Source organism: Nostoc foliaceum FACHB-393 (assembly GCF_014698505.1).
Lineage (GTDB): Bacteria > Cyanobacteriota > Cyanobacteriia > Cyanobacteriales > Nostocaceae > Nostoc > Nostoc foliaceum_A.
This window is the reverse complement of sequence record NZ_JACJTD010000078.1, coordinates 1-24,222: the sequence shown is the minus strand read 5'-3', so window position 1 is coordinate 24,222 and position 24,222 is coordinate 1. Positions and strand designations below refer to the sequence as shown.

Sequence of the window (24,222 nt, the reverse complement as noted above, 5' to 3'; positions counted from 1 at the left end):
CGGTTGAAATTCTCAATCAGGGTTTAAAAGATTTGGTTGAGGAAGCTTCTAAATATAAAAAGTCACAGTGATTCGCGAATATCATTCGCGAACCAATTTCCCCTTTCCACATCCCGTGAAAAGTCAGGAAAGCCTTCAGTTCAACTATGCAGGTGGTGAGCATGAGGCTTGGGAAAGGCTGATGATCAGTGAAAAACTTAATCGTACAAATACCGGGAGGTTAACGGAGGGATTAATCAGAACATATTCTCATCTTGATGCTGGAGGATGGTGGTGTGATGCTGGAGTTGATGCGCGAACATTTGCTGATTTAACCCCAGGTGATAAACCAACTCTGAAACGATGGGGATGCTACAAGCCAAATCAACCAAGACCCAAAAAAGATGAGAATAATCAAATAATTGAAGGGAAATTCATCAAATATGAGCATCCTCCCAAGGTTGAATTAAGCATCTTCCTGCTTAATGTCCCTGATGATATTGCCGAACGCATTTACTCCAAACACAAGGTGAATCCCAGTGATAGCGATCGCCAGTCAGGATTTTGGTACTGTGTCTGGAAACATAATATCCCCTGTGCGATCGCAGAAGGCGCTAAAAAAGCAGCCAGTCTGTTGAGTCAGGGTCATGCTGCCATTGGGCTACCTGGGATTTCGGCGGGATACCGAACTCCCAAAGATGAGTTTGGCAAGAAAATTGGCAAGTCTTACCTGCATGAAGAGTTAGCAATTTTTGCCACACCTTCTCGAGAAATCAAATTCTGCTTTGACTATGAAACCAAGCCTAAAACGAAGCTCAATATTGAGAGGGATATTTCCGTAACTGGAAGATTGTTGCAGAAGCTTGGAGCTAGGGTCAAGGTCGTCAGCTTGCCAGGGCCTTCTAAAGGTGTTGACGATTTCATAGTCGCAAGTGGGCCACTGGCTTACGAAAAATTGAGCCATGAAGCAATGAAGTTAAGGGACTGGCAACAGCACAATCAACACTCAAAAGTTGCTGCAATAGAACCACCCAAACTTCAGCTTAAAGAAAGTTCTTTACAACAAACCTCACCAAATCAACCAATAGGACAAACCCATGACAACCAACAACAACCCAACCCAGATACAGTTATTAACCGAGAAGATAGAGGAATTATTAACCTCTCACGGGAAACTGAACAAGAATTTCGAGCAGTTAGAAATCAAGAACTCTCAACTCACCGAAAAAATTCAGAGCTTAGAGGTAGCCCAGCAACAGAGGTTGAGCGACTTCTTACAGCAGTTAGCCGAGACATTGAATGCCAAGAAGTCCTCGAACTTAGAGCCATTAGTACAAGAATTAACCCAAGCTCTACAGATGATTGGCTTCGAGGTCAACGAGCAACGAACTTCTCAAGACAAGTTAACCCAGAAGATTCAGCAATTATTGACGGCGCAGCAAGTGATGTCAGTTTTGAACAAAATGGAAACGCCAAACGACCAACTACCGAACAACTCTTAAACGCAATTACTGAGAATATTCAACAGTCAATAGTTGATGATGCCTTGGTTGAAACGTTACCACAATTAACAGAACAACTGTACGGGTATCAGCAGCACCTAAGAGGAGCTAGAACCAGATTAGATGACTTTGGAGCAGTGATTGCTTCAATTGAGCAACAAATTTCATCAAAAAGAACAGTGGATGTAATCTCTGACTTTATTGAACAGTCAGTAGTTGAGTCCACCCTAATAACTTTGTTGCCACAATTGCTAGAGCAACTCTCTCAAGTCAGTCAGCAATTAGCTCACAAAACAGCTATTGCTCAACAGTCAGAACTTTCAAGTTCACAAAAAACTGTTTGGGCAATTGCTGAAAATATTGAATACTTGGCTGTCTCCTCTGCCCTCACTGAAGCTTTACCACTGTTAATAAAACAACTCTCTCCCTTGAGACAGCAGCAAAAAGGAGTCAGAAGTAGATTTGACGATTTAGAAGCAGTCATTACTCAAATTGAGCAACGACTTTCATCACAAAGAGCTATAGACGCAATTACTCAAAATGTTGAATACTCGGCTGTCTCCTCTGCCCTCACTGGAACATTACCGCAACTAATAAAACAATTTTCTCCTTTGAGACAGCAGCTAAAAAAAGGTATTGCCACATTCGACAAAATATTTACAGCAATTGAGCCATTATCACAACGCCTTGATTTACAAAAAACTATCGATATAATTGCTGAGGATATTGAACAGTTGGCTGTAGAGTCTGCTTTAAGTGAAACGTTACCACAACTAATAGAGCAACTCTCTCAACATCACCAGCATATCTCAGGAAGAATAACTAAATTCGACGACCTAGAAACAGCAATTTCTCAATTTGAGCAGCACCTTTCAACAAAAAAAACTGTCTTATCAGTTCTTGAAAACATAGAACAGTCATTAGTTGAGTCTGCCCTAGCTGAAACTTTGCCACGGTTAATAGAACAACTTTCTAAAACTTGCCAACAGCAAAAAGCTCTTAAACCCGCATTTGATAAAATATCTACAAGAATTGAGCATGAAATACAATATCTTTCTTCACAAAGGACTGTAGACGCAATTGCTCAAAATATAGAACAGTCATTAGTTGAATCCATTATTACTGAAACGTTACCACAACTAATAGAACAACTTTCTAAAACTTGCCAGCAGCATAAGGGAAGAACCACCTTTGAGGGATTAGGAGTAGCTATTACTCAAATTGAACAACGGCTTGATTCACAAAAAACTGTAGATCCAATTATTGAAAATATCGAATACTCGGCTGTTGAGTCTGCCCTCATTGAAACTTTACCACAATTAATAGAACAACTCTCTCAATATCACCAGCAGCTAAAAGGAGGAAAAACTAGATTCCACGGCTTAGAAGCAGCTATTACTCAAATTGAACAACGACTTGATTCACAAAGAACTATCTTATCAATTGCTCAAAGTATAGAACAGTCATTAGTTGAGTCCATCATTACTGAAACCTTACCACAACTAATAAAACAACTTTCTCAATTCAGCCAGCAGCTAAAAGTAGGAAAAACCACATTCAACCAGTTTCAGCAACTACTGGACAATGAATTCGTAGGGTATTTGACCCAAAAAACTCGAACTTCAGAACACTTAGCTCTTAATGCTATTTCTGACTACGTTGCTCAAGAAACTGTTGCAAGTTATGAGACTGTATCAGCGCTCTCAAAACTGAAAGAATTGCTAGGGGTGAGCCAATCTCAAACTTATACCGAATTTACTACTGCTTTACAAAAGATACTTGACTTGACTGAAAAATGGGGACATCATCAAAATCATTCTCAAGGAAACGTTCAATCCCTCTCAATAGAAGTAGAAACTGAGTTATTAAAAGAGTCACTTAAATCACACATTAAACAAATAATTCACGGTTTAGATATTGAAAGATTGGCTGCTTTAGTTATGGAAGTAGGAAAATATGTCAAAGGTGAAAAGGTAACAGGAGCAAAGGTCAGCGAGTTATTTACGAGTGTTACAACTGATGCCAAAGCTTTGACTTTTGAGCAAAAAATGAACATCGTTAGGCAACTCATTAAAGATGAAAAACCATCGATTATGAAAAGATTGGGAATCAACTCGCCATCGCCAAATGACAACGAGGAGCATCTACGGTTTCGGCGCTAACTTATCAGTGATCAATTATCAGGTATCAGATATTTCCATCAATTCATTGATAGGTTAGTTGTTCACTGATAACTGTTCACTGTTTTAATTAGTATTGTTATTCCCACTATTTTTAACTGCTTACCTAAGACAAAATTTACTAGTTTCTGACCGCTCACTAAGATTATTTTATCGGAGCGACGAATCAATTGTTTTGATAACTGTCCAGTTATGCCAGTATGCACGAAGAATCCACCACTAGCTCCTTCTCCTTCGATACAGCACAGGAAATCTTTGATGTGTTCTGGGCTAATGTAATCAGCGTAACGCTTAACCTGGATTACATAAAGCTTTCCCAAAATCAACACGCGACCATCTATCCCGCCGTCACCGGTGTACCGAAAGTTGCGTTGGATTTGCCAGCCCTGTTCAAAGCAACAAGTGAGTACCAATTCTTCAAAAACGTAAGGCGATATCCTGCGTAGCGTAGCGATTACTACTGGCAATTTGGCTAATTGAGTTATGCTACGAAGCTCAAGTAATACTTGACTAGCGTACTCAATATTATTCAAGTGTTTCTTAAGCTTTTTAGGTAATCTAACCCTTGGTGTTCGCGCTGGGCTTGGTAGTAATTGCTTCTTAAAATTTTTAGCTAAGAAAGCCTTTTGGATTGGTACTGAGCTTTGTCGTACAGGCTTCTTAAAATTTTTAACTAAGAAAGTCTTTTGCCTTGGTACTGGGCTTTGTCGTACAGGCTTCTTAAAATTTTTAGCTAAGAGAGTCTTTTGCGTTGGTGCTGGGCTTTGTCGTACAAAATTTTGAGATGAAATGTCAGACGATTTTGTACTCTTAGGTGGTAATGACGATTGCTTAAAACCTTGGGAGCGATACTTTGACTTTGGTATTGAAGGTGGAAATAAAACAAACAGCCAAGCTAGAAAAATCATTCCACCCAGTGCAAACAACAAACCAATGATTAGGATTAGTATCATTTTTACGCTCCCCTTTGATCATGGAACACCATTCCCGGATTTCTCACCACACCTCGAATGGAGGAGTAATGAGTAGTGAGCAAGGAGTAAGGAGTAAAAATCTTAACTTATTACTCATTAGGCACTTGCCAAGAATAAATCAGCCCAGCCGTATCAATAATATTTTTGGCAAAACCGAGATATCTAGGCGCTTTCGCCCTCAAGGCGAAAGCGACGGCTGGGCTGATTTATTTATTGGTTCTCCCTTACTTCTTACTTATTGCTTAAAGAAGTAATGAGTAAAATTCTTAACTTATAAGTTATTACTTATACGCAAAGCAGCTTGTGAGAAATGCGGGCATTGCTCCCCTTTGATCATGGCTTACCTGTGCATATTTCTAAATTGTGATTCTTGTTGAGAATCCTGCTGAATTTGATGATGCATATCAACAACAGATTGAACCTTATCAAGTGCCTGTAACTGTTTCTCTGAAATGTTAGCCGATAAAACTCCATCAGTGAGAACAGTCTCGCCGTTTTTGGCACGAACAATTACATTATCGCCAAGGCGTTCAAAATCAAAATTTGTACTTTTAAAACTCTTAGAACCATCAGGGTTATCTTTGCCCAAGATATTCAGCATTGCTTTGACACTCTGTTCAATTGCTTGACCTTTAACATCATCAACAGTAGCCCGTAATTCAGTTCGAGTATTGTCAATAGCTGACTTAACACCCATAAGGCTTTGATCAACCGTGTTTTTAACACTATCTACCTGTGTACGTATTTCTTGAGTTAAGTTACCAACTTGTTGATTGAGTTCATTTCTTACACTGTCAGTCTGATATTTAACTTCATCCTTGAAGCTAGTAATTTGTTCATTAATTTGAGATTTAAGTGAAGTAATTTCCTTTCTGAGCTTCGTTACTTCGGGTGTCAGCACATCTTTAATCCGCTCAAAAACATTCTTGGCAGTTTGTTTTACCTTGTTCTCAACCGTACCCACCCAATTTTGAAGAACCGTATTTTGAACTTGTGGTAAAAACCGTTCATTTACCTGTGACAATGCTTTTTGGGTGTTTTCAATCAACTGTTGCTGCTTCTCCAAGGATTTACTCATTTCGGCAACTTGAGCAGCTAGTTGTGATAAAGATTCGGGTGAAAACTGTTCTGATTTGATACTATCTACAAGTTTTTGTTGTTCGCTTAGTTTTTTCTGCAATACTTGCACTTGTTTTCCTAAAGCTTCTACACTGTAGATTCGCTCATTACTTACAACTTTATTTTTCTGTGATGCCGGAGCTAAACCTAATTTGTCAGTCAGTACTTCTCCATTTTTAATATGGAATACTTTCTCATGACCAATTTTAATAGAAATTGCCCCTTGAGAATTTTTCGGGTCAGACAGAGCTTTTTTTAAGTTCTCTACTATCGTTGGTGTTAATAAGTTTTTAGAGGGGGATTCTCCCAATGTTCCTTGATAAACTTTGTTAGAGCTAGAGTAAATATGAACATCCTTGCTGGGATCTAATCCTTTTTCTTTAGCTTTGGCATGGATGAGTTTGAGGAGAGATTCTAAAATTTCTAGATAATCTCGCTTAATCTCTTTAGCTTCACCATCATCAATCATTATTTTCACCTTTGAGAATTGACTGAATTAACACATCGGGATTAATCGCTACTTCTGGCAAAACTATTCCACCGAGTTTATTAAGAACCTGTCTCCCTTCAACTTCAATGTAAGCAAATTCTCCATCAATCATCACTGTTATGGATGATGTATTTTTTTCAGCATGAGATGGGACATAATCTTTCAGAACACCATTTAACACAAAAATATTGGCATCATCTGCATCGCCACTATAGACTTCAAGGCACTCAGGAAAATAGTTAGCATCAAAAGGCAAATTATCCCAACTATCAGCAGTGTTTAAAATCTCGCTTGGATATTTATCTGCTAGGGCTGCTATATCAGGAGGGAGTTTAGCAATTTGTTTTCTGTCATAATCAGAGAACGGATAAAACTTACTTGACGACATGAATTTTCTCCTTCAGATTTTCAGTTTTAATTTGATTCCAGATAATATTTACTTAAATCAGACTTGCATATTCTGATAATTGCTCTTGGTTTTCTATTAAAGGTAACAATTTTATCGCGGAGGCTCGGCGAATTTTCATTTCTTCATCTGCTGGAGTTAAGAGAGTAGACTTTTTAGATAAGAACTTTTGAAACTCGTACCAAGCTTTCACACTCTCAGCTTCCGATTGGATTTCATGCTGAGGAATCTTAATTGATTCTAAGATTGGCAAACTTATTTGACCACGAGAACCAAAACCTGGACTAATAATTACTGCTTTTCCCGATGGTAAGGTGTTAAATTGATTGACATCAAATAACTTGCGAGTACTGTTTTGGTCAGAATTAGAAATACTTGCACCACCCTTGCCTCCTGATGAGCGAGAACGTTGCTTGTATTTAATTTCCTCTTCACCTAAAAACTTACTAAATCGTTCGGCGGCTACATCATCTTGGGGGTTAAAGAATGCTTTAGTAGCACAACCACCAAATATTGCATTAGTTGTGTTTTCTCCATAAGCTTCAATCAGCATTGAGAGATTTTGTAACCCTAATATTGAAATTAGCCCATCTTCCCGATTCTGATTCAGCCAATCAACCAGTGCTGGTAAATAAAGAGTAGGTAATTCGTCAATCCCTAATACCAAAGGACAAGTACGTTTATTAGCCACATTCCGACTAACTAATAGATGCAGAATCGAGACAAGCAAAGGAGCAATTACATCACGCTTTTCTTTGTTCATCCCGAATACCACCATCTGCCGCCCCTTCAGATCCAATGGAATATTAGTTTTTCCACAGAACGCTGCTAATGCCGAGGGAACCATGAAGCGGCTGAACAATCCGCTAGCTGTACCCACAATACTAGCTGCTGTTTCTGGGGAACCCGCAACAGATACAAACTGTGCGAAAGCCTCTCTAACCATGAAGTTTAGATTTTCTGCTTGCTCAATGCGCTTAACTAACTTTGGCAATCCTAGTATCGCTTGGCACATCATGATATCTGGATACTCTGTGCCCTTTGCCAGCATAAAGACGGCTTGGACTAACTGATCTCCAGCATTGGTGAAAAAGCTATTTCCAGAATCTTTATCACCCAATTGAAAGTTGCGATTGAGTGTAATCGCAAGCTGCCGTGCCATTTCTGAGTCTTCATTACTGCGAAGAAAGTCTATAGGGTTGGCAACTGCTGAAGAAGCAAAGCCTGGGGCAAGCACAGTAACCTGATAACCGCGTTCTATCGCATACCCTGCAAGTATTGGTGCTTGCCCTTTAGATGGAGAATCAGCTGATTCCTGGGAGGCGTATTTGAAATCATATAAAGCCAGAGGTAAGCCCTGATCAATTACAGAGCGAATCAGGGGATTAATCATTGAAAATGACTTTCCACTTCCTGGGCCACCACAAACTAGGATGCCTCGCTGTGCCTCTGGAAAATAAAGGGTTGTTGAATCTTCAGGGATGCAAGTTCTACGGACACCATTAATAACCTCGCTCGTTGTATTCTTGGGAGTTCCCACATACAGTGATACTCGGTTATGCAAGCGTTGCTGGATTTGTTTACATGCCAATTTCCGAGCCGATGTTTTTTCTCTTATCCCGCCCCACCGCGCGGTCGCTAGCTTGGCAATACCTCCCCTACTATCGATGATTTTGGCGATTACAATCACCGCGCCACAAACGAGTACCCCTAAACCTGCGGGAGAAAACAGCGCTGATTCAACTCCTGCGGGAATAAATTGATTTGGCTTAACCTCTGTCTTAGGAGTCCCTGTCATCGTCCCGTCCCCACGATAACCAAATCATTCTCACTCACGGGCAACCAGGGAACTGGGCCAATGAAGTAAGGGGTGCAAGTTTTCTGCTGAAATGGCGGACGAGCGCAAATCCTAAAGAAAAGACCAAAGTCTGCGGTTCCTTTCGCTTCATTAACTCCAGTTAGCGCCACTTTGAATCCACTACCATACACTAGCCGCCCCGTCGGTTCCTTGCCCCCATTCACAGAGGCTAGAATTCCATAACCACCCAAAACTAGCTGGGATGAGCCTGATGCCCAACGCTTACCATACAAGCTGCCCTGACTGCCAGCAAAATCCCCCATCTCTAAGTATGAGCATTCAATGCCTGGAGGACAGGCAACCTCTTCAGTGCGGTCGCCTCTGACAACGCTGCCAGAAACAAAGTAATCATTCCCAGCCCTTCTGTCGCCCTTTTCTGCCGTACCAAGTACAACAGATGCGATACCCACAACACCAATGCCAGAGCTAATAGGCTGAGGCATTTTATCAAAGGGAACTTGACTTAATTTAGGAATTTGATTGACATAAGCTTGCTGCCATGATTTAAACTTTCCTAATTGAGTTTTGTCCAACCCAGGAATTGAATCAAGCGAATATTTGCTTAGGTCAATCTTATCTAGTGTCAGGTTTGCGACTTGAGGATTTGAGGCTATGGCTTGAGAAATAGTGCCGCCACCGCCGCCGTTCTTGGAGAATAGTTCGGCTAATGGAGGAACTTCTGATAGGCTCAGATTGCTTAATTCAGGCATTGCTTTAACTAATGTTTTTGGCGTTTGCCATTGCATTAATCCAAAGTCTTTGAGGGTGGGTTTGGTGGTTGTGCCTGTAGTGGGCAAAGCCACCGTGTCAATGGACTTTAAGCTCAAGGCAGACATCTTAAAGGCATCATCTGCATCCCCCAACATCACAACAGAGTCTACTTTTTGCCCTGCTGTCCACGAGCGCGAGGGGTCGTAGCCAAAAACTGAAATCAGGTTTTTAGGTATCTTTAAAAATCCTGGCTGTTGAACGGGTGGCAAAGTATCCCATGTGATTTTCGACCAGTCGGGGGCAGCCGTCTTGTACAAGCCTTGTGAATAATCGATTGTTGGTGTCTGTGCGACTGAGGCGGAAAGCGGAACTAGAGAAGCTATTGCAGCCAGTAGAAAAGGCTTAAGTTTCATGATTTTTGTTAAAGTAATCGGGACATTGTTCTTGATTGGAGCCACGTGGATGTACCGCACAAATCAGTTTTTCTTGGTCGTATTGTCGTCCATGAAAATAGGCACAACTCTCACATCCACTTTTGTCTTGCTGTAGCTCTACATTTCCTGTTGGTGCTAACAGCTTTTTGGATTTTCTGTACTGGTTTATTTGCAATACAGTTAAGGTTGCAAAGGGCATGGGTAACAGCCATTTTAAGTAGGTTGTTGCAGGACTAAGCTAAGTCTTATCCACAGCCAAAAGAGTAGTCAAAAGCAGCAAATAGCCGATTGGTGGAAACATCCATAACTCACCTTCACACCTACACGAATCCAGAAAATCGCCTAATTCTTGGCGAATAGATTTAGAAAAATTGTTCACAACTGCCCCCATTGGAGTAATTGATTAAAAATGGTTTTATCGACCTGAGAAAGCGAAATTGCCTCATCTCTAGTCTTGCCACGCCGTAACAATTTAATTGCATCTTGTACCTTGTTCCAGGTGGTAGATCCGGGTTTAACTTGACCTTTGCGCCCAGCTTCTGCTAGCCCAAAAGCGAGAGCATTAGCATCGTTTCTCTGAATCGCACCATTTAGCGTAGTCCCAGGATTGGGGCGTAAAACGGCAACAGGCTGAGGGACTTTTATTGTTTGTGGTGGCGGCGAGGGCTGGTGGACTACTGGCGGCGCTGATTGCGGCTTTTGAACTGTTAGCGGTTGCGGCGACCTCTGCCTGATGATTGGCAATGGCCGATCTGAGTCAGATTTAATCACTAAGCTTGTATAGGTTGGGTTGCCAGTAGCGGGGACTATCTTAAATTGATACTGCTTTTCATTGGTAAGTAATGTAATTTGAGTGCTTCCATTACTGCTAGAGGTAACAGGAAACTTGATCGGGTCAATCTGGCGAAGAAAGATTACAGTCGCTGTACCTCCCGCGCATTCAGAATCGCCGCCTGATGACGGGCATAAACCACCGTTTGAGGTAAAAGCGAAGCGACTTGGATCGCCAATCCAAACTTGCTTGATAGTTTCCCCAGTAGACATTAAATTAATAGTTAGTCCATAGCCTTTCCATACTTTTAATTCGATAGCGCTAGAGTTTGCATCATTCTCGTAAACCGTTCGGATGGGTATCGCCGTTGCTTTTGCCGCGCTAGTTAAGATTAAAAATGCTGCAATAATAGTGTTTTTCTTTAACATTTATATCCTCAGTTACCGTAACGTTATTGTGACTAGAGCGATATTGTTTGATTAACGAATATTTGCACTGGCTTACCAACATCGATCACAAATACTTCTTCTCTACCACTTAACTGTTGAGAACGGGCGACATTTGAACTTTTGATATTATCGAGAACACTATTAAATGCACCCTCTCCAAAAGCGGCGGATAGGTCTTTTTGATCGTTGGTAGTGGAGCTAGTAGAGAAGCCATTAGAGTTACTGCTGACTTGAGTTATGGGGCGATTCTGTACTTCGGCAGCTTTGGCGACTCCCGCAACAATAGCAGAGATGAAATTGTTGCCCAGATTACTGCCTCTGCGAGACTCTGCTTTTAAGAAACCACCATCCTTGGCCATTATCAGAACGGCATTTTCTGGGAGTTGCTTTTCTTGCGTATCGCCGTTTATATTGACCAACACTGAAACACCACGCAGTTTGGCGAAACCCGAACCATTGGACTCTGCTAATTGAACAACCAGATAAGCGCCCACGGGTAGTACGTCCCTACCATCTGAGGCTTTTAAGGGTTTTGTTAGTTTCACCAAGTAATTCTGGTTGCCAGCGTCACCAGTGCCCCAAGCGATCGGCGTTTCTAGCCTACCCTCTGCGGTGCTGCCAACAAGTACGCGAAGAGCGTTGTAATTAGTGGTAGTGTTCTGCCCGACTTGTGTAGCTCCTCCCGTACCTCCTTCAATTCCAGTAGTCTTGATGGGTTTTTCGCTTTCTGATTCATCGACTGAACTCCTGAAACTGCCAGCGTTTGCAGCGAGAAGCCATTGCTGAGTGGGGTCTTGGGTGGGGGCGTTGCTTGCAGCCGTTGGGAACGCCAAAGGAGATTGTCTGCTCGGCTGGGCAATTTGGGGCTGGGGCTGGGGTCGAGGCTGGGGAATAGATACTCTAGCCTGGGGGAAAGTTCTCGGCAAAGCTGGCTGACTGGCGACTGGGTAAGAACGTTGTCGGCGCTGCACTGGTTGCATCGGAGGGGTAACGGGTGCGATTGGGGCTGGGGCTAAGGTTGCGCTAGGAGTAGGCGTTGGGCTAGGCAAGCGATCGCGAATCTGCTTTAACTCGTAATTTTGGCTAGTCAGAGCAAGCGCTGTTTTATCCTTGCCTGTCTCATTTTCCGGCTCTGCTAGGGGCGTTTGCTCTTCTGTAGGCGGTTGCACAATGCCCTTAGAAAACTTCAGCACATTCATTGAGTTGCCTAGCATTGCCCCAATGAGCGCCACGAAGATAAAGCAAATTAGGGCAACAACGCCCATTTTTAAGAGTGGAGATTGCGAGACTGTTCGAGCAGTAACAATTTCTTCTGGGGCGGGATTCTGTTCTGGTTGAATTGAATCATTAGCCCTTGTTGTTTTAGCACCGTTCATCGCGGCAAAATCTTGCTCTTCTATCTCAATAGTTGCCTCTGGCAAAGCTGACTGGGTATTCTGGCTCATAAATCTAAATCTTGGATTTTATAAATTTCTAACCCCGCTTTACGAACCCTTGATGCGGTTTCTTGAATATCGGACGCAAATCTAGGCAGGGCAGCCGTATCAATCGCCCTGACAAATACAGTTTTGTTAAAAGCGATGGGCTTACCAACTAAGTTGCTGCCTTGGAAAACAACAATCTCTGCAACCATATCTACTTTCCATTGCCCATCCTTAATCCGAGTCGGCTGACTGATTAGGCTGACTTTTAGGATTGATTGCGTAGACCCATTAAAGACATCGGGCGGCGTAAGATTACTTATCTCCTCAAGGAATGGTGCGCGAAAATCTTCTGACAACGCAAAACCCCAAGCCCATGCACTAGTAGTAATCTTGGCTTTTGATGTCGATATCCCAGGATCTAATTTTAATTGTTTGGTGGGGTCTGGATTGTAATCATCAGTTGGCTTGGGGAGTGCGTTCCAACCCAAAAGCCCTGTCATTGTTTTACCAACAAAATGGGTAATAGCTTGTGCGGAACGATCGCTACTACTGATAGGCAGAACTCGAATCGATTCTCCGTCAGATAATTCCACCAAGGTTGAAGCTTTAGTTTTAGAAATTGTTCCTAGTCGAGCAAAATTTACAACTTCTATTAATAGAACAATCGCCAATAAAACAGCATTGACTATTAAGAAAATTGGGGTAAATTTTAACTCTTTTCTCTCTAATATTTTCATCTTCTTAAACCCACAGACAATTTAACCCCACTGGTAAACGCTGAGAATACAGCCATCCCGCCACCCGTGCCGATGGCTACCGCGAGTAATGGCGAGAAAATGGCTTGTAGTAGTTGCAATAATAAAGGATTACTCGAAGGTTTAGAAACAATTGCGCTGGCAATAATTCCGACTGTTATCGAGTACGAAATGAGAACCAATGTTAGTCCTAGCCAGCCAGACAACCAAGCATAGATAGGCTTGCTTTGGAAAGGCAGTAAAGATAGAACTAGGAAGACAGGAGCGACGAATGCAATCATTAAGAAGGACAGTTGGACGATATATTGAAAAGCTGCTGATAGCCCACTGAGAATTACATAAACAAAGCCTTGGATTGCACTATTGATTAGTTCACCGCTAAGGTCTAATGGATTCCAGCTTCCGCCCCCAGAACCTGCACCAGTCTTTTCTCTAGCTTCCTGTGCGGATTTTCGAGTCTTTTCTATAGAATCCTTGATGCAAGCTTGCTTCTTGCTTAATTCTTCTCCTTCTTTCTTCTCCTGGCTCAGTTTTTCGCAATCGGATAAGGCTATCTGCGCGGCTAAGATAAAGCTTTGGTCAGCGTTTACATTTCTGATAGCATCTCTCAAATTCACTCCATTTCTAGTAATATTTAAAATGTTTCTATTTAGTCCAGTGGATACGTTTTTTAAGGCGATTGTCGTGTTGACGAGAAGGAACCCGTTGTTACTCAGCATGACAATTACTAGCAAGGGTAAAACCATCTCGGAGATCAAATCAAATCCAAATCCCTCTTCTGCATATTTCCTGTACCAGCCGAATGAAGCAAAGCCGATCATGACAACAGCCGCAAGAGTAGAAACGGCAACAACAGCCGTATAAATTGGGTTTGTTCCAGATGCCAATTCAGACCAATCATTCTCAAATGATTTATAAATTAGGTCTGCGCCATTAATCGCCCCTTCTACTATTTCTCCGGCGTTTGTAGTCCCTGTATTTTCCCCCGCTTGCTGTCCCGTAGTTTGAGCAAAAAGAATAGTTAAGAACGCTATCATTTGATTATTGATTTTTCCAGAATGAATCGTTAGCTGCGGCAGTTTGGATGATTTGACGAGTAGCCGCATTAGATTCCTGATCCTTTGCTGCCGCTTGCTCATCCATGCGACCGGAAATATCAGCAAGATTGATATTTGTAACTGCCAAGGAACGGGATTGTTTCTGCGCTTCTGAGTGAATTGATTTAGCAATTACAACGCTTTGTAAGTTTTGAATAGCTACCTTTTTGAGAATGTCTTGGGTGATGACATCATCCTGCGCGGCAATCGCATTTTCGCTTGATTGGGAGGTAGCATCATTAGTTGTTTCTGCTGACTGTGACTGGGATCGCTGTCCTTCAGCGCCAAGAACTGATTGAGACTGTCCGCGTGTATATTGTTGGTTCCAATCCTTGATGGCATTGTCGGCTTGGATGCGAGGGTCTAATGTCAGCAACGTTCCTTCTTGTTTCGCAATGACCTTCTCAATGTTCTTACCAGCTTTTAGGGGATCAGGAATACCTAAATCCCCAACGCTAGATTCAATCGCCTGGGTTAATTCTGCTGACAACTTGCCCAAACTTTTAGAAAACTCTTTCTGATAATTACTAATGTAAGTCTGCAAACTACTATAGATTTGTTGAAATTGAGTCAGAAAAGATTGGTTTTGATTAGTTTGAGCGTTGGCTGGGAGGCTAGAAAAGGATATCAAAATCACTGTGCCTGAGATCGCGATCAATCGTTTGGTATCTTTCATACAAATTATCTAGGTTCACTACAAAAGGTTTTTTGGTACAGAAAGATTTGACAGTCGCCTTTTTTTTTGCTAAATCAAAGGCAACTGCTGAAACCATTAATGTTTTCGGTGCATCTTCCTTATTTAACAAGCTCGTAAAAAAGGGGTCGTCAAACGGTAAAGCATTAGGCGGAAGGGTGGAAGCCGGAGATCGCAAAATCATAACGTACCCCCCAGGATCGGCGGAGTCCGAATTGATTCCTGGTTGTTTTAGTCCCCGGAGGAACTTATTTTGATACTTCACTGCTTTCAAACTAGGGCTGTTTTTAACTGCATCTTCGCCCAATTTTATGTAAACCCCGCAGTCGTTCTTTGCATTGCTAATAAGTTTTTCGTATTGAGCTTGATTGTATTGCCAAACCTGAAAGCTTCCTATTGACGCAACACCCGCGAGTATCGACAGCAATAACTTATTTTGAATAGCTAATGATAGTACCTTCATAACGGCTTTCCTTGCTTAACGCAATCGACATAATACTTAGAAAATTCTGCCACCCAGGTAAACTTGTCTCTGTAAGTTTTCTTAAATTTATCTCGTGTGGATTGTTCCTCTCTGCTATTAGCCACCAACGCCAACAGTGGATAGGATGGATAATATCTGCAACGAACATATTTGTTGTTGTAGTCCAACAGCCACAAAGTGTATAGCTGTTGAATATTTGGGATAAAACTCTCGTTTTTATCAATAATTTCTCTAGGGATGCCCAGCAACTCAGAGAAACTATTAGCCGCTCCTGGAACAATCCTCCCAATCAACCGCAAGGGCATATTTTGTAATATTTGTTCTCCTGCTGAGGATTTGGCAATAGAAATGATATCTTGTGCAGCCAGAAAAACTCGGCAGCCTTGCTTTCGAGCCGTAGCGCATTTACGACCCGCAAGCCGCGATAATGCGGAAAATCCCAGCAATACGCTAGCCTCATCCATAAAAAATACACTATTGGGGGAAGAGAGAGATTGACGGGATGCGGCGATATATGCTGACATCCCAAATACCTCTGCGTCCTTTCCTGATTGCAGATTAGTGAGGGCAAAGGTAATCAACTGGCTATCGGCTTGAAAAGTTGAAGGCTTGCAGATAGCGCTACCAATACTACTTGCTTGCCAATACTGTAATCGCAAGCGAATATAATTTAACGCTTTTTCTACGTTGTCATCCTGATAGCCTAACGAAATCCACTCAGGAGAAAAGAATTTCTCCATATCTACCAATGTCGGTGTATTCGCCCACTCTGGGGTGTTTATCCCGGCTTTTTGCGCTAATTCAAATCGCTCTTGGATTTCGGTATCTTCATAAAAGGCTTTTGTACCCAACGGAATCACAGACTCAATAGTTTGGGCTAGCAACCCATCAAACTTTTGTGTACCTAAAACTAGTTGAAGAACGATTAAATTAATATCATTTCTGTGAGCTTTTGTCCTCTCCTCCCACTGTGACTCAGGAATATTTGATAGGTCTAGCGGTTGTACAAGATTGTTTGATTCCTTAGAGATATCAAAATAAAACCCATTAAAGTAGGGCGTGAAATCTCCAAAGGTTCCTGAACCATCATCATTTGGCAAGTCAATCATTAATACTGACATTCCCAACGCCAAGCATTGATAAATAATAGAGGCGATAATTACCGATTTCCCGCTCCCAGTAGTGCCGATTACCATCATGTTTTTCGGCTTTGACAAATCGATATAGACTGACGATTGCCCCTCATCAGCTACTAATTCAAAGCCTTGTTTATCGCCGTGCGCTGTTTGCACAACTGGCGTTAAACCAATTACTTCACTAGCAAAGAAAGTGGCGCGTCTGTTGAAAGGAAAAGTCAGTTGTGGTCGTTGTCTCAACAGCAAAGTGTCAAGCCAGATTGACCATGTATATTGCATTTCTCTAATCAACTCGGCAGGCTGATTGATATACCCTGAAATCAGCCTGCAAGCATCATCGATTTCTTCTGGAGAGTTACGATAAACAAGGATTATGACAGCTACATTTTCCGGAACATCACCCGTGTATAGCTGCTTCTGAGCATCGACTGACCGCTCCGTATTAATTTGCGCTCCTACGTCAATAGTCTTTTTGCTGGCGCTAGCGGAGGCATTTATTGACCGCCTCGTAATCAATTGTTGGGTAAGCCTAATCATTTTTTGATCGGCTGGGCTAATCTCTGTTATTATCTCAACATCATAAATAACCTCGCGTGAGAATACGTCCCATAAAAAGCGTATTTGCTGATAGGTTGAAGCAAATACCTCTGGTTTTTGAGCAAGCGTCATTACGCCGACATACTTCTTTTTGTCAGTACTTTGATGGGGCAAACATACCCAGCGCCTGTCCGCGTAGGGTATACCGTTATTTAAAAGTACTGAGGTTGCGTGTAGCTGGTCGTTGTATCTCTCTGGTTTAGGCGCGGCTTCGTTAAATTCCTCTTTTAATTCGCCAGTGTCATAAACTAAGGCATGAGGCACTTTTGTCGGCTTTGCACCCATTCTAGAAACTAAATCACTCCACAATTGCTTGTCTGATTTTGGCGAGGGGAACAAGCCCATCTCAGATAGTATTTGTTGATGACGCAAAGAGACAATTATCGCTTTTTCAAGAACTTGAATTAAGTTTTGAAGAGTGAGTTCGGTCGCTCCTGTTGGGGTGAATTTGCGCTGTAAAAAGTTCGCCAGCTTAACTATCGCTCTATCTACCGCGTCACCACCTTCGGTACCTCCTGGGCGGACAGTGAAAGTCGTGTAAATACTGAGCTTAATATCCTTGCGCTGATGGTTACGTGTGAGTTCCTGCATTCGGGCAACCTGCCCCCAATCAAGAAACTCACTCTCAGGAGATACAGGGCTAGCTAGCCTCTGACGATAGTCTTCAATTACTTTGTCTTCGTCGCAAAACGAAGACCAACGAAATGTGAATTTCTCACCCTCGGAGAAATCTTTACAGCCGTTCTCAAAAGCCTTGGCAATTCCCTCTAGTCTCTCTGATGAATTAAACAGTGGGTGAAAGCCAGTGCATTCATATCCGAATACTAATTGCAGCGTGTTGTTAGTGTCGCTTACTTGTTTTTTGCTCAACAAGTAAGCTCCGATTTGATAGTTCTCCTTTTTTAGTTTTACTAAAGTTGCTAAGTCTAAAAAGTCTTCAAAGGGTACTATTTTTTGATTACGAATACTGCTTTTTACCATAGCTTAGGCATTTTCTTGTGACCCGCCCTTTTTTTGTTTTGGGGCGAAGTATATCTGATATAGCCGCGAGTGAAAACTGGAACGCTTGGGAACACTCTTGACCAGAACAAGTAAGGACGCTTCCCAGATAAAACTATCACCGTGGCACTCAACCAAACACCAGCCAGCAGTCCCCAAACTATTCCTGCCCCAAACATAATCGCTATGATGAAGCCCATGCCAAACATAAATAAGGCGACTGCAAATTGAAATCCAGTGAAAATACCGATTGAGGCATTTTGTCCGAGTGATTGGTTTACGCGCTTGAGGGATTTGTTGTACTCGCTCATAAATTAGCAAGCGGCTGTAACGCCGTTAAATAAGATACTTTGAGCAATCCAAAGCACCAGGATTATGAAAAATACGCCTACAGGCTGTTGAACCATCTGCGTTACTTCCTGCCCCTCTCCTATCCCGTTGGCCACCTTAAGCCCAGAAGCCACAAAGTATACAAACAAAAGCACTGTGATGGTTGCATTTATAACTGCCGGAAGTGCTTGAATCGCAGCCGCGCCGCCAGCCGCACCACCACCAATACCGCCAGCGCCGCCGAACATACAAGTCATTGCCACCTGGGCCGAATCGAACAAGCCCCACCCATAAGACGGCATTGACTGCATGACAATGATTGTCGCCGTACCGGCAGCGTTTATGTGATGCTGATACTTGCGTCCAATCGCCGCGAGTGTCTTAGCAAGAACTTGAGATTGTGTTCTTCGCACAGAATTATTAGATGTCAAGGCAATTACTCCTTTTTTCGTTGTTCTAGGAAAAATCTAAAAATCACCTTATTACCGAAGTTGGAAGTAACAAAAAATCTACTTCCAACTTCCCACTTCTGACTTGTTTAATGCTCTTTGTTGAAATTCACTTTCTATGTCAGCTAAAGTATGTTCCCTAGCTAGTGAGCGAATTTCCTGAAGTACTGCAATGTGACACTCGTATAGTTTTGCATAGCCATCTAGACCACCTGTTTTTTTGTTGGTGAACTTCTGGAACTCTGGCAAGTACTTCCGAGCTATGTTCAAATATGCTTGTAGTTGTCTTGCAGAAACCTTTGGCTTTAACATCGCCGCAACTTCTGGTCTTGTTAGTTCTTCATTTTGCCAGGTAAACCTCCCTATCCCCATGACTCTGAGAACTTCTTGGAACTTCTAACTATACATAAAATACCCGCCTTTTTCGTGGCGGGGAAGGGGACATTTTACCCAGTTAGGAAACATTTATAGGTAAAAAGCAACTATTTTTTTCCCTTCACGTTCCCACTTCTCATTCAAAAGCCAGCAAGTTATATGAACAACCTTCATTGGATTTCGATGCTTCTTTCCACACCTGAACCAGCTTCGGACAGTATCGTAACTTTCGTATCCTAATACGAACGCCATCTCTTGATAAGTTAATTTCCACTTCTTCTTAAACTCTATTGGGTGCATAGTATTTATTTGATACTTGCATAAGGAACTTATTTAATATTTATAACATAATTACTTAGTCAAATCTTTATAATTTTGTGTCAAAGGATAAATAATCTTCTTATATTTATTTATCTTAATATCTTGATAAAAATATTAGCTATTATCGGATTTATCCAATTTATTTATAATAGAGATATTCTCTTTTAACCAATCAACTTTATGTCCAACACAGATACTAATTTTCATCAACTCTTTCAACCCAAAAGTCAATTTAATGAAGATAACGAAAATCCCACGCTATTACTCAATCGCCTAACTCCTACTGATGACCAAATCAAAGACTGGCTACAATCACCACAAATCAAACAGTGGCTTACAAAGCTACTAATGGGCATACCGAATAATCTCAAGATAGAAGCGATAAATACCATCATCAAAAATGTTACACAAAACCCAGACAAAGACTGTCGAGTACAATTCGGTAGTTCAACTATTGGAGTTGAGGTTTTACGGTGGCAGCTTTGGGCATTCTATAAATTACCTTACGCCAGTGGAATCAAAACTCCTGATTGCCCCTACACTTTAAAAAAACATTTGGATACTCCCGACTAACTTCCCAGATCACATAATCCCGAAGTTTCATTAAATTCCCACACAATATCCGATCTATTCTTACCAAAACTACCATGCTTAACTGCGAACTGAGAATTTCTTCCACTATCTCACAAACAGCAATTCCAAATAAATAGATAAAAGTACGATTTTACTCCGTACTTCCGTCTCTTGATTTTTAATCAATCATCGTTATATTTTGGAGGGTTAAGTAGAGAGCAATGCAACAGGCGATCGCACATCTTAAGGGCAGGTACGCCACCGCTTGACTGCCATTAACTTAGTAGATGACTAAATCTTGTATTGAAGCCAAATTTGATGACGTTAACAGAAACATTTCTTTACATCCCTTTTAGGCTCTAGCCCATGAACATCTTTCATCGCACAAGGAAATTCTTTAGAGTTCGTAAGCCAATTGGATTTTTGATTTGAGACGATGAGTTAGCTTTAGAGCTACCCTTGTAGAAGAACAGAATCTCTCAACTACTCTTTGACTCATGATCAGGCTCCTTCAAGTCGAAAAATTCCCGATTCTGATGTTGCCGGAAATCGAGGCGTATTTAGAAAGTGGACTATTTCGTGGGATTGGCAAGAAAACTGCTCAAACTTTGGTCAATTGCTTTGGAAGTGAGACTTTATCGATATTAGATAACAACCCCGAAAAACTTTACACTGTTCCCGGACTAACTCAGTATCGGATTGATGGTATTACCAAAGCTTGGTCAGAGAGTAAAAAGAATCCGAACTTGGGAGTGATTACCCAACTTTTGGCTGTGGGAACTTCATTGAAGTTAGCTTTGAAAATTTGTGACTATTACGGACACAAAACTGCAAATGTACTTCAGAACAACCCTTACAGATTAATTGATGATATTGATGGCATCGGTTTTAAGACTGCTGATGAGCTAGCAATATCTCTTGGTATCCCGCTATACAGTGATACTCGTTATATCTCAGCTTTAATCCATGTTTTAAAATCCGGCTTGCGTGAAGGGAATTGTTTTTTACCGTTTGAGCAATTAGTAAGTATTGCCACTGACCTGCTTTCTTCACCACAGCATACGCCCGATGTTCAATTTTTAAATACAATCATTCAACAGTTACTCTCCAAGGGGACTTTAGTTTCGGGTGATGTTGGTAATAGTGTTTATCTCAAAGCTGCTTATCGGGCTGAACTTTCTGTGGCTTTGAAGATTCTTGCTCTCCTTGACCAACCAACTCACCCCACTGAACATTTAGAACACTGGTTAGCCCAATTCCAAACTACTGACTATCGCCAACTTTCACGTTTAAGTGATGAACAAATCAGCGCCTTGATGATGGCAGCCAAACATCCAATTAGCATTATTACTGGTGGCCCTGGTCGAGGGAAAACTTATGTACTGAAAACCTTGGTTGAATGGTTCATCCATACTGATAAAGCGATTGCACTTGCCGCTCCAACAGGGAAAGCTGCTAACCGGATGAAAGATGCTACAGGCATTGAAGCAACTACTATTCACCGTTTATTACAATGGCAGGGAAACAATGCAGTTTTTCTTCATAACGAGGATAATCCTCTAAATCTTGATTGTCTAATCGTTGATGAATTTTCAATGGTTGATATATTTCTGTTCAATTCGCTACTCAAAGCCTTGCCCAAAAAAACCAGAATTGTACTAGTAGGGGACTTTGATCAATTGCCCAGTATTGGCGCAGGAATGGTCTTGCGAGATTTAATTGTTTCTGAACTCGTGCCAACAACTTTCTTACAGACGATTTATCGTCAACGGCACGAAAGCCCGATTATTTATGCCGCTAATGATGTCAATTCTGGCATAGTCCCCACACTGCACAATTTTAATCAAGTTTCTGATTGGATGGATGTCGGTGACTGTGCAATGATTCAAAAAGACTCGCCCCAAGCGACCTCCCAAGCCATCGTTGAGTTGGTTAAAGCTATTGGCCAGTCAGGTGTTGATTTAAATCAACAACTAATAATCTTAGCGCCCCAAAAACAAGGAGACTGTGGAGTTCACAATCTCAATCAGCTTCTTGCCCCTATCTTTAACCCAAAACAAGAAAATCAACCACAAGTTGTCTCTGGGTCAGTTATCTACCGAGTCGGCGATCGCGTAATCCAGCTGAAAAACCGTTATGAAACTGTCCCGCCCGTAATGAATGGCGAGATCGGTCAGGTTATTGCTGTGGAGCCGGAAAAATTTCTGGTTACAATCTCTTGGGAGGGCGGTGCTGTTGTTAATTATTATCCTGGAGACTTCGAGCAAATTATGCACTCGTTTTGTATAACTTGCCACAAGAGTCAAGGTAGTCAATTTCCTTATGTGATTTTCCCATTGGTCAGGGCTAATTACCGGATGTTAACCCGTCAGCTGCTCTACACGACTATGACTCGCGCAATGGGTACATTCATCGCAGTTGGACAGCATGAAGCATTGAAGACTGCTGTCGCTACTGATAAACCCGCCCAGCGTTTTACTGGACTAACTAATCTCCTCATTTCACCTGTTGAGCAACTTAGTGAAATCTGGCAGAGTTTGAGCAACACCAGAAAAACCACTTGTACGATAACATCTTCCCCTACTGTTACTGTCGCTTCTAGGCTACAACAACGCCAACTGACTGCAACACCTGGACAGATGACTACTATTGGTAGTCTTGCACTACAAATGTATGAATCCAAGTATGGTTATCGTCCGTCAAAACAGCCCGAACTTGTCGGCAAGTTTCGCTTTAATACTTATCACTATGAAACTACCGCAATTGAGTTGATTGATTCAGCAATTGACGCAGTTCTGCTCCAATAATAAAACCCATGCCCAAAATGAGAACAACGGTCGCATCCAACCAGACTACTCTTGAAGTACACTTTTAACATTTATGGCTATTCCAGCAACACAGTTAAAGATCGGCCAATCAGTGAAGTATCTAATCGGTACTCGAAGCGGTATGAGTGCGGCAATAACCGATATCAGCAAATCATCTCTTAGTCTCAAAAATACTCATATTGTTACTTTAACCTTTGATGATGATTCACTACCAAATCACTTAAAAACACAACAACTAACTGTTTATGACGAATTGCTTGAAGGTTGTGAAATAATCACATTTTAAAAAATTAAAATTGGCAACAGCAACAGCAGAGCGCACATTCGCCGCTACAAGTTTAAATTAATTGAAGAAGAATTCAGCTATTCTGAATTCAGGAGTCAGAATTAATGAGTGGGGGATTCAGACTCGCCACTTGATTATTGCACCACTAAATCAGAGATTTAGTGGGGGACTTCAACCCGTTTATTCATCTGCCAGTCGCTTAACCTTCTTCTGAATTCTGGCGACTGACGCATGTATTCTGTTTGTTAAAATACTAACTTGCTGGCTGATATAATCCCGTATTTTGGTTAAATTCCCATCCCAACCCTGCTCTATCCTTGTTCTTACACCATGCTACAAAAAGCGGTGGGGGAAGATTAATTCGCTCCTTGCGTACAGTTTCCTCACTTACACCAAGCCTCTTGGCCAAACCTTCTTCAGTTAACGGTTGCATTCGCGGACTTTGCCCAGAATAGGATGAATTGTTGTAGTACGATTTTTGGCCCCGCTTTTGTTGGTTGTTGAGATAGTCTTGTATTTTAATGATCGCCTCAGCCAACTGTGTCATTCGGGCTGTCATCTTTTCAATTTTTTGTTCTAAATTGGCGAGATTATCAATTACTGTGGCTTGGTTGCTATTAGATTCATTTGAAAATTCTGACTCCAGCTTCTCAAGTCTTTCGCAAATAGCTATTATTGTTTCGTTGGTCGGACTGCCGTTACTATTGTTACTCGTAACTAAGTACTTCTCAACACTTGCCTTAATCTGAGAATCTAAGCGTTTGTCTAAATTATTACCACCTATTGCATCAAGCTGATCTTGAGAATCGTCTAAGTAGAGTTCGATAAATTCGAGCAGCGTGGCTGTTGCGGTCGTCCCTTTTGACTTACAACTGTCCATTAAAGAATTATTTGTCACTTTTAAATAATTACTGTCAAGTGGTATATGAGGCTAAAAGCCTGATAGATACAGGGGTTAGTGCTTTTTGCTGCTTTTGTATTTTTTGAACGTTATTAAATA

General features: G+C 41.6%; 22 protein-coding genes. 5 read left to right on the top strand and 17 right to left on the bottom strand.

Annotated elements, in window-relative coordinates; translation table 11 throughout:
* Nucleotides 1-115 precede the first annotated feature (115 nt).
* The gene (locus tag H6G92_RS33560; protein WP_313890032.1) at nt 116-3,643 is read left to right on the top strand and encodes a DUF3854 domain-containing protein; all 3,528 of its coding nucleotides are present in this window, start codon (nt 116-118) and stop codon (nt 3,641-3,643) included.
* Nucleotides 3,644-3,705: 62 nt separating this feature from the next.
* Here H6G92_RS33560 and H6G92_RS33555 read toward each other — a convergent pair whose 3' ends face one another.
* On the bottom strand, nt 3,706-4,614 hold the full coding sequence (locus H6G92_RS33555; RefSeq protein ID WP_190900541.1) for a restriction endonuclease: 909 nt from the start codon (nt 4,612-4,614) through the stop codon (nt 3,706-3,708).
* Nucleotides 4,615-4,634: 20 nt separating this feature from the next.
* Here H6G92_RS33555 and H6G92_RS33550 point away from each other — a divergent pair, with 20 nt between their 5' ends.
* Nucleotides 4,635-4,889: a hypothetical protein gene (locus H6G92_RS33550; protein WP_190900539.1), complete on the top strand. Its 255-nt coding sequence runs from the start codon at nt 4,635-4,637 to the stop codon at nt 4,887-4,889.
* An 86-nt stretch (nt 4,890-4,975) separates the two neighbouring features.
* Here H6G92_RS33550 and H6G92_RS33545 read toward each other — a convergent pair whose 3' ends face one another.
* The 15 genes from H6G92_RS33545 to H6G92_RS33475 form a co-directional block, all read right to left on the bottom strand.
* The gene (locus H6G92_RS33545) at nt 4,976-6,223 is read right to left on the bottom strand and encodes a hypothetical protein (RefSeq protein ID WP_190900537.1); all 1,248 of its coding nucleotides are present in this window, start codon (nt 6,221-6,223) and stop codon (nt 4,976-4,978) included.
* The gene (locus H6G92_RS33540) at nt 6,216-6,632 is read right to left on the bottom strand and encodes a hypothetical protein (protein WP_190900535.1); all 417 of its coding nucleotides are present in this window, start codon (nt 6,630-6,632) and stop codon (nt 6,216-6,218) included. The genes H6G92_RS33545 and H6G92_RS33540 overlap by 8 nt, the downstream gene beginning before the upstream one ends.
* 52 nt (nt 6,633-6,684) lie before the next feature.
* Nucleotides 6,685-8,448, bottom strand: coding sequence for a type IV secretory system conjugative DNA transfer family protein (locus tag H6G92_RS33535; protein ID WP_190900533.1), 1,764 nt, complete (start codon nt 8,446-8,448; stop codon nt 6,685-6,687).
* Nucleotides 8,445-9,632: a hypothetical protein gene (locus H6G92_RS33530; protein WP_190900531.1), complete on the bottom strand. Its 1,188-nt coding sequence runs from the start codon at nt 9,630-9,632 to the stop codon at nt 8,445-8,447. Before H6G92_RS33530 ends, H6G92_RS33535 begins: the two co-directional genes overlap by 4 nt.
* The gene (locus tag H6G92_RS33525; protein ID WP_190900528.1) at nt 9,622-9,852 is read right to left on the bottom strand and encodes a hypothetical protein; all 231 of its coding nucleotides are present in this window, start codon (nt 9,850-9,852) and stop codon (nt 9,622-9,624) included. The genes H6G92_RS33530 and H6G92_RS33525 overlap by 11 nt, the downstream gene beginning before the upstream one ends.
* 176 nt (nt 9,853-10,028) lie before the next feature.
* Nucleotides 10,029-10,853 (bottom strand): hypothetical protein, encoded by an 825-nt coding sequence (locus H6G92_RS33520; protein WP_190900527.1) that lies wholly within the window; start codon nt 10,851-10,853, stop codon nt 10,029-10,031.
* Between the two features lie 32 nt (nt 10,854-10,885).
* On the bottom strand, nt 10,886-12,319 hold the full coding sequence (locus H6G92_RS33515; RefSeq protein ID WP_190900524.1) for a hypothetical protein: 1,434 nt from the start codon (nt 12,317-12,319) through the stop codon (nt 10,886-10,888).
* Entirely contained in the window at nt 12,316-13,035 is a 720-nt protein-coding gene (locus H6G92_RS33510; RefSeq protein WP_190900522.1) for a hypothetical protein, read from the bottom strand. The genes H6G92_RS33515 and H6G92_RS33510 overlap by 4 nt, the downstream gene beginning before the upstream one ends.
* Entirely contained in the window at nt 13,032-14,159 is a 1,128-nt protein-coding gene (locus tag H6G92_RS33505; RefSeq protein ID WP_242059417.1) for a hypothetical protein, read from the bottom strand. The genes H6G92_RS33510 and H6G92_RS33505 overlap by 4 nt, the downstream gene beginning before the upstream one ends.
* Complete coding sequence (locus H6G92_RS33500) at nt 14,095-14,826, bottom strand: hypothetical protein (RefSeq protein WP_199345080.1); 732 nt, start codon at nt 14,824-14,826, stop codon at nt 14,095-14,097. Before H6G92_RS33500 ends, H6G92_RS33505 begins: the two co-directional genes overlap by 65 nt.
* A complete protein-coding gene (locus tag H6G92_RS33495; protein WP_190900520.1) occupies nt 14,765-15,307 on the bottom strand; it encodes a hypothetical protein in 543 nt (180 codons plus the stop codon). Before H6G92_RS33495 ends, H6G92_RS33500 begins: the two co-directional genes overlap by 62 nt.
* On the bottom strand, nt 15,304-18,042 hold the full coding sequence (locus H6G92_RS33490; protein ID WP_190900518.1) for a helicase HerA domain-containing protein: 2,739 nt from the start codon (nt 18,040-18,042) through the stop codon (nt 15,304-15,306). Before H6G92_RS33490 ends, H6G92_RS33495 begins: the two co-directional genes overlap by 4 nt.
* On the bottom strand, nt 18,036-18,371 hold the full coding sequence (locus H6G92_RS33485) for a hypothetical protein (RefSeq protein WP_190900516.1): 336 nt from the start codon (nt 18,369-18,371) through the stop codon (nt 18,036-18,038). Before H6G92_RS33485 ends, H6G92_RS33490 begins: the two co-directional genes overlap by 7 nt.
* Before the next feature lie 3 nt (nt 18,372-18,374).
* Entirely contained in the window at nt 18,375-18,701 is a 327-nt protein-coding gene (locus H6G92_RS33480) for a hypothetical protein (RefSeq protein ID WP_242059416.1), read from the bottom strand.
* A gap of 198 nt (nt 18,702-18,899) precedes the next feature.
* Nucleotides 18,900-19,211, bottom strand: coding sequence for a hypothetical protein (locus H6G92_RS33475; RefSeq protein WP_012412958.1), 312 nt, complete (start codon nt 19,209-19,211; stop codon nt 18,900-18,902).
* Nucleotides 19,212-19,715: 504 nt separating this feature from the next.
* Between H6G92_RS33475 and H6G92_RS33470 the strand changes: the two genes are divergently transcribed.
* From H6G92_RS33470 to H6G92_RS33460, 3 genes are all read left to right on the top strand, one after another.
* The gene (locus H6G92_RS33470) at nt 19,716-20,108 is read left to right on the top strand and encodes a hypothetical protein (protein WP_190900514.1); all 393 of its coding nucleotides are present in this window, start codon (nt 19,716-19,718) and stop codon (nt 20,106-20,108) included.
* Between the two features lie 497 nt (nt 20,109-20,605).
* Complete coding sequence (gene recD2, locus H6G92_RS33465; protein ID WP_190900512.1) at nt 20,606-22,915, top strand: SF1B family DNA helicase RecD2; 2,310 nt, start codon at nt 20,606-20,608, stop codon at nt 22,913-22,915.
* Nucleotides 22,916-22,988: 73 nt separating this feature from the next.
* A complete protein-coding gene (locus H6G92_RS33460; protein WP_100904243.1) occupies nt 22,989-23,222 on the top strand; it encodes a hypothetical protein in 234 nt (77 codons plus the stop codon).
* 253 nt (nt 23,223-23,475) lie between these two features.
* Here the strand turns inward: H6G92_RS33460 and H6G92_RS33455 are convergent, their stop codons facing one another.
* Nucleotides 23,476-24,120 (bottom strand): hypothetical protein, encoded by a 645-nt coding sequence (locus tag H6G92_RS33455; RefSeq protein ID WP_313890031.1) that lies wholly within the window; start codon nt 24,118-24,120, stop codon nt 23,476-23,478.
* Between the last annotated feature and the right edge of the window lie 102 nt (nt 24,121-24,222).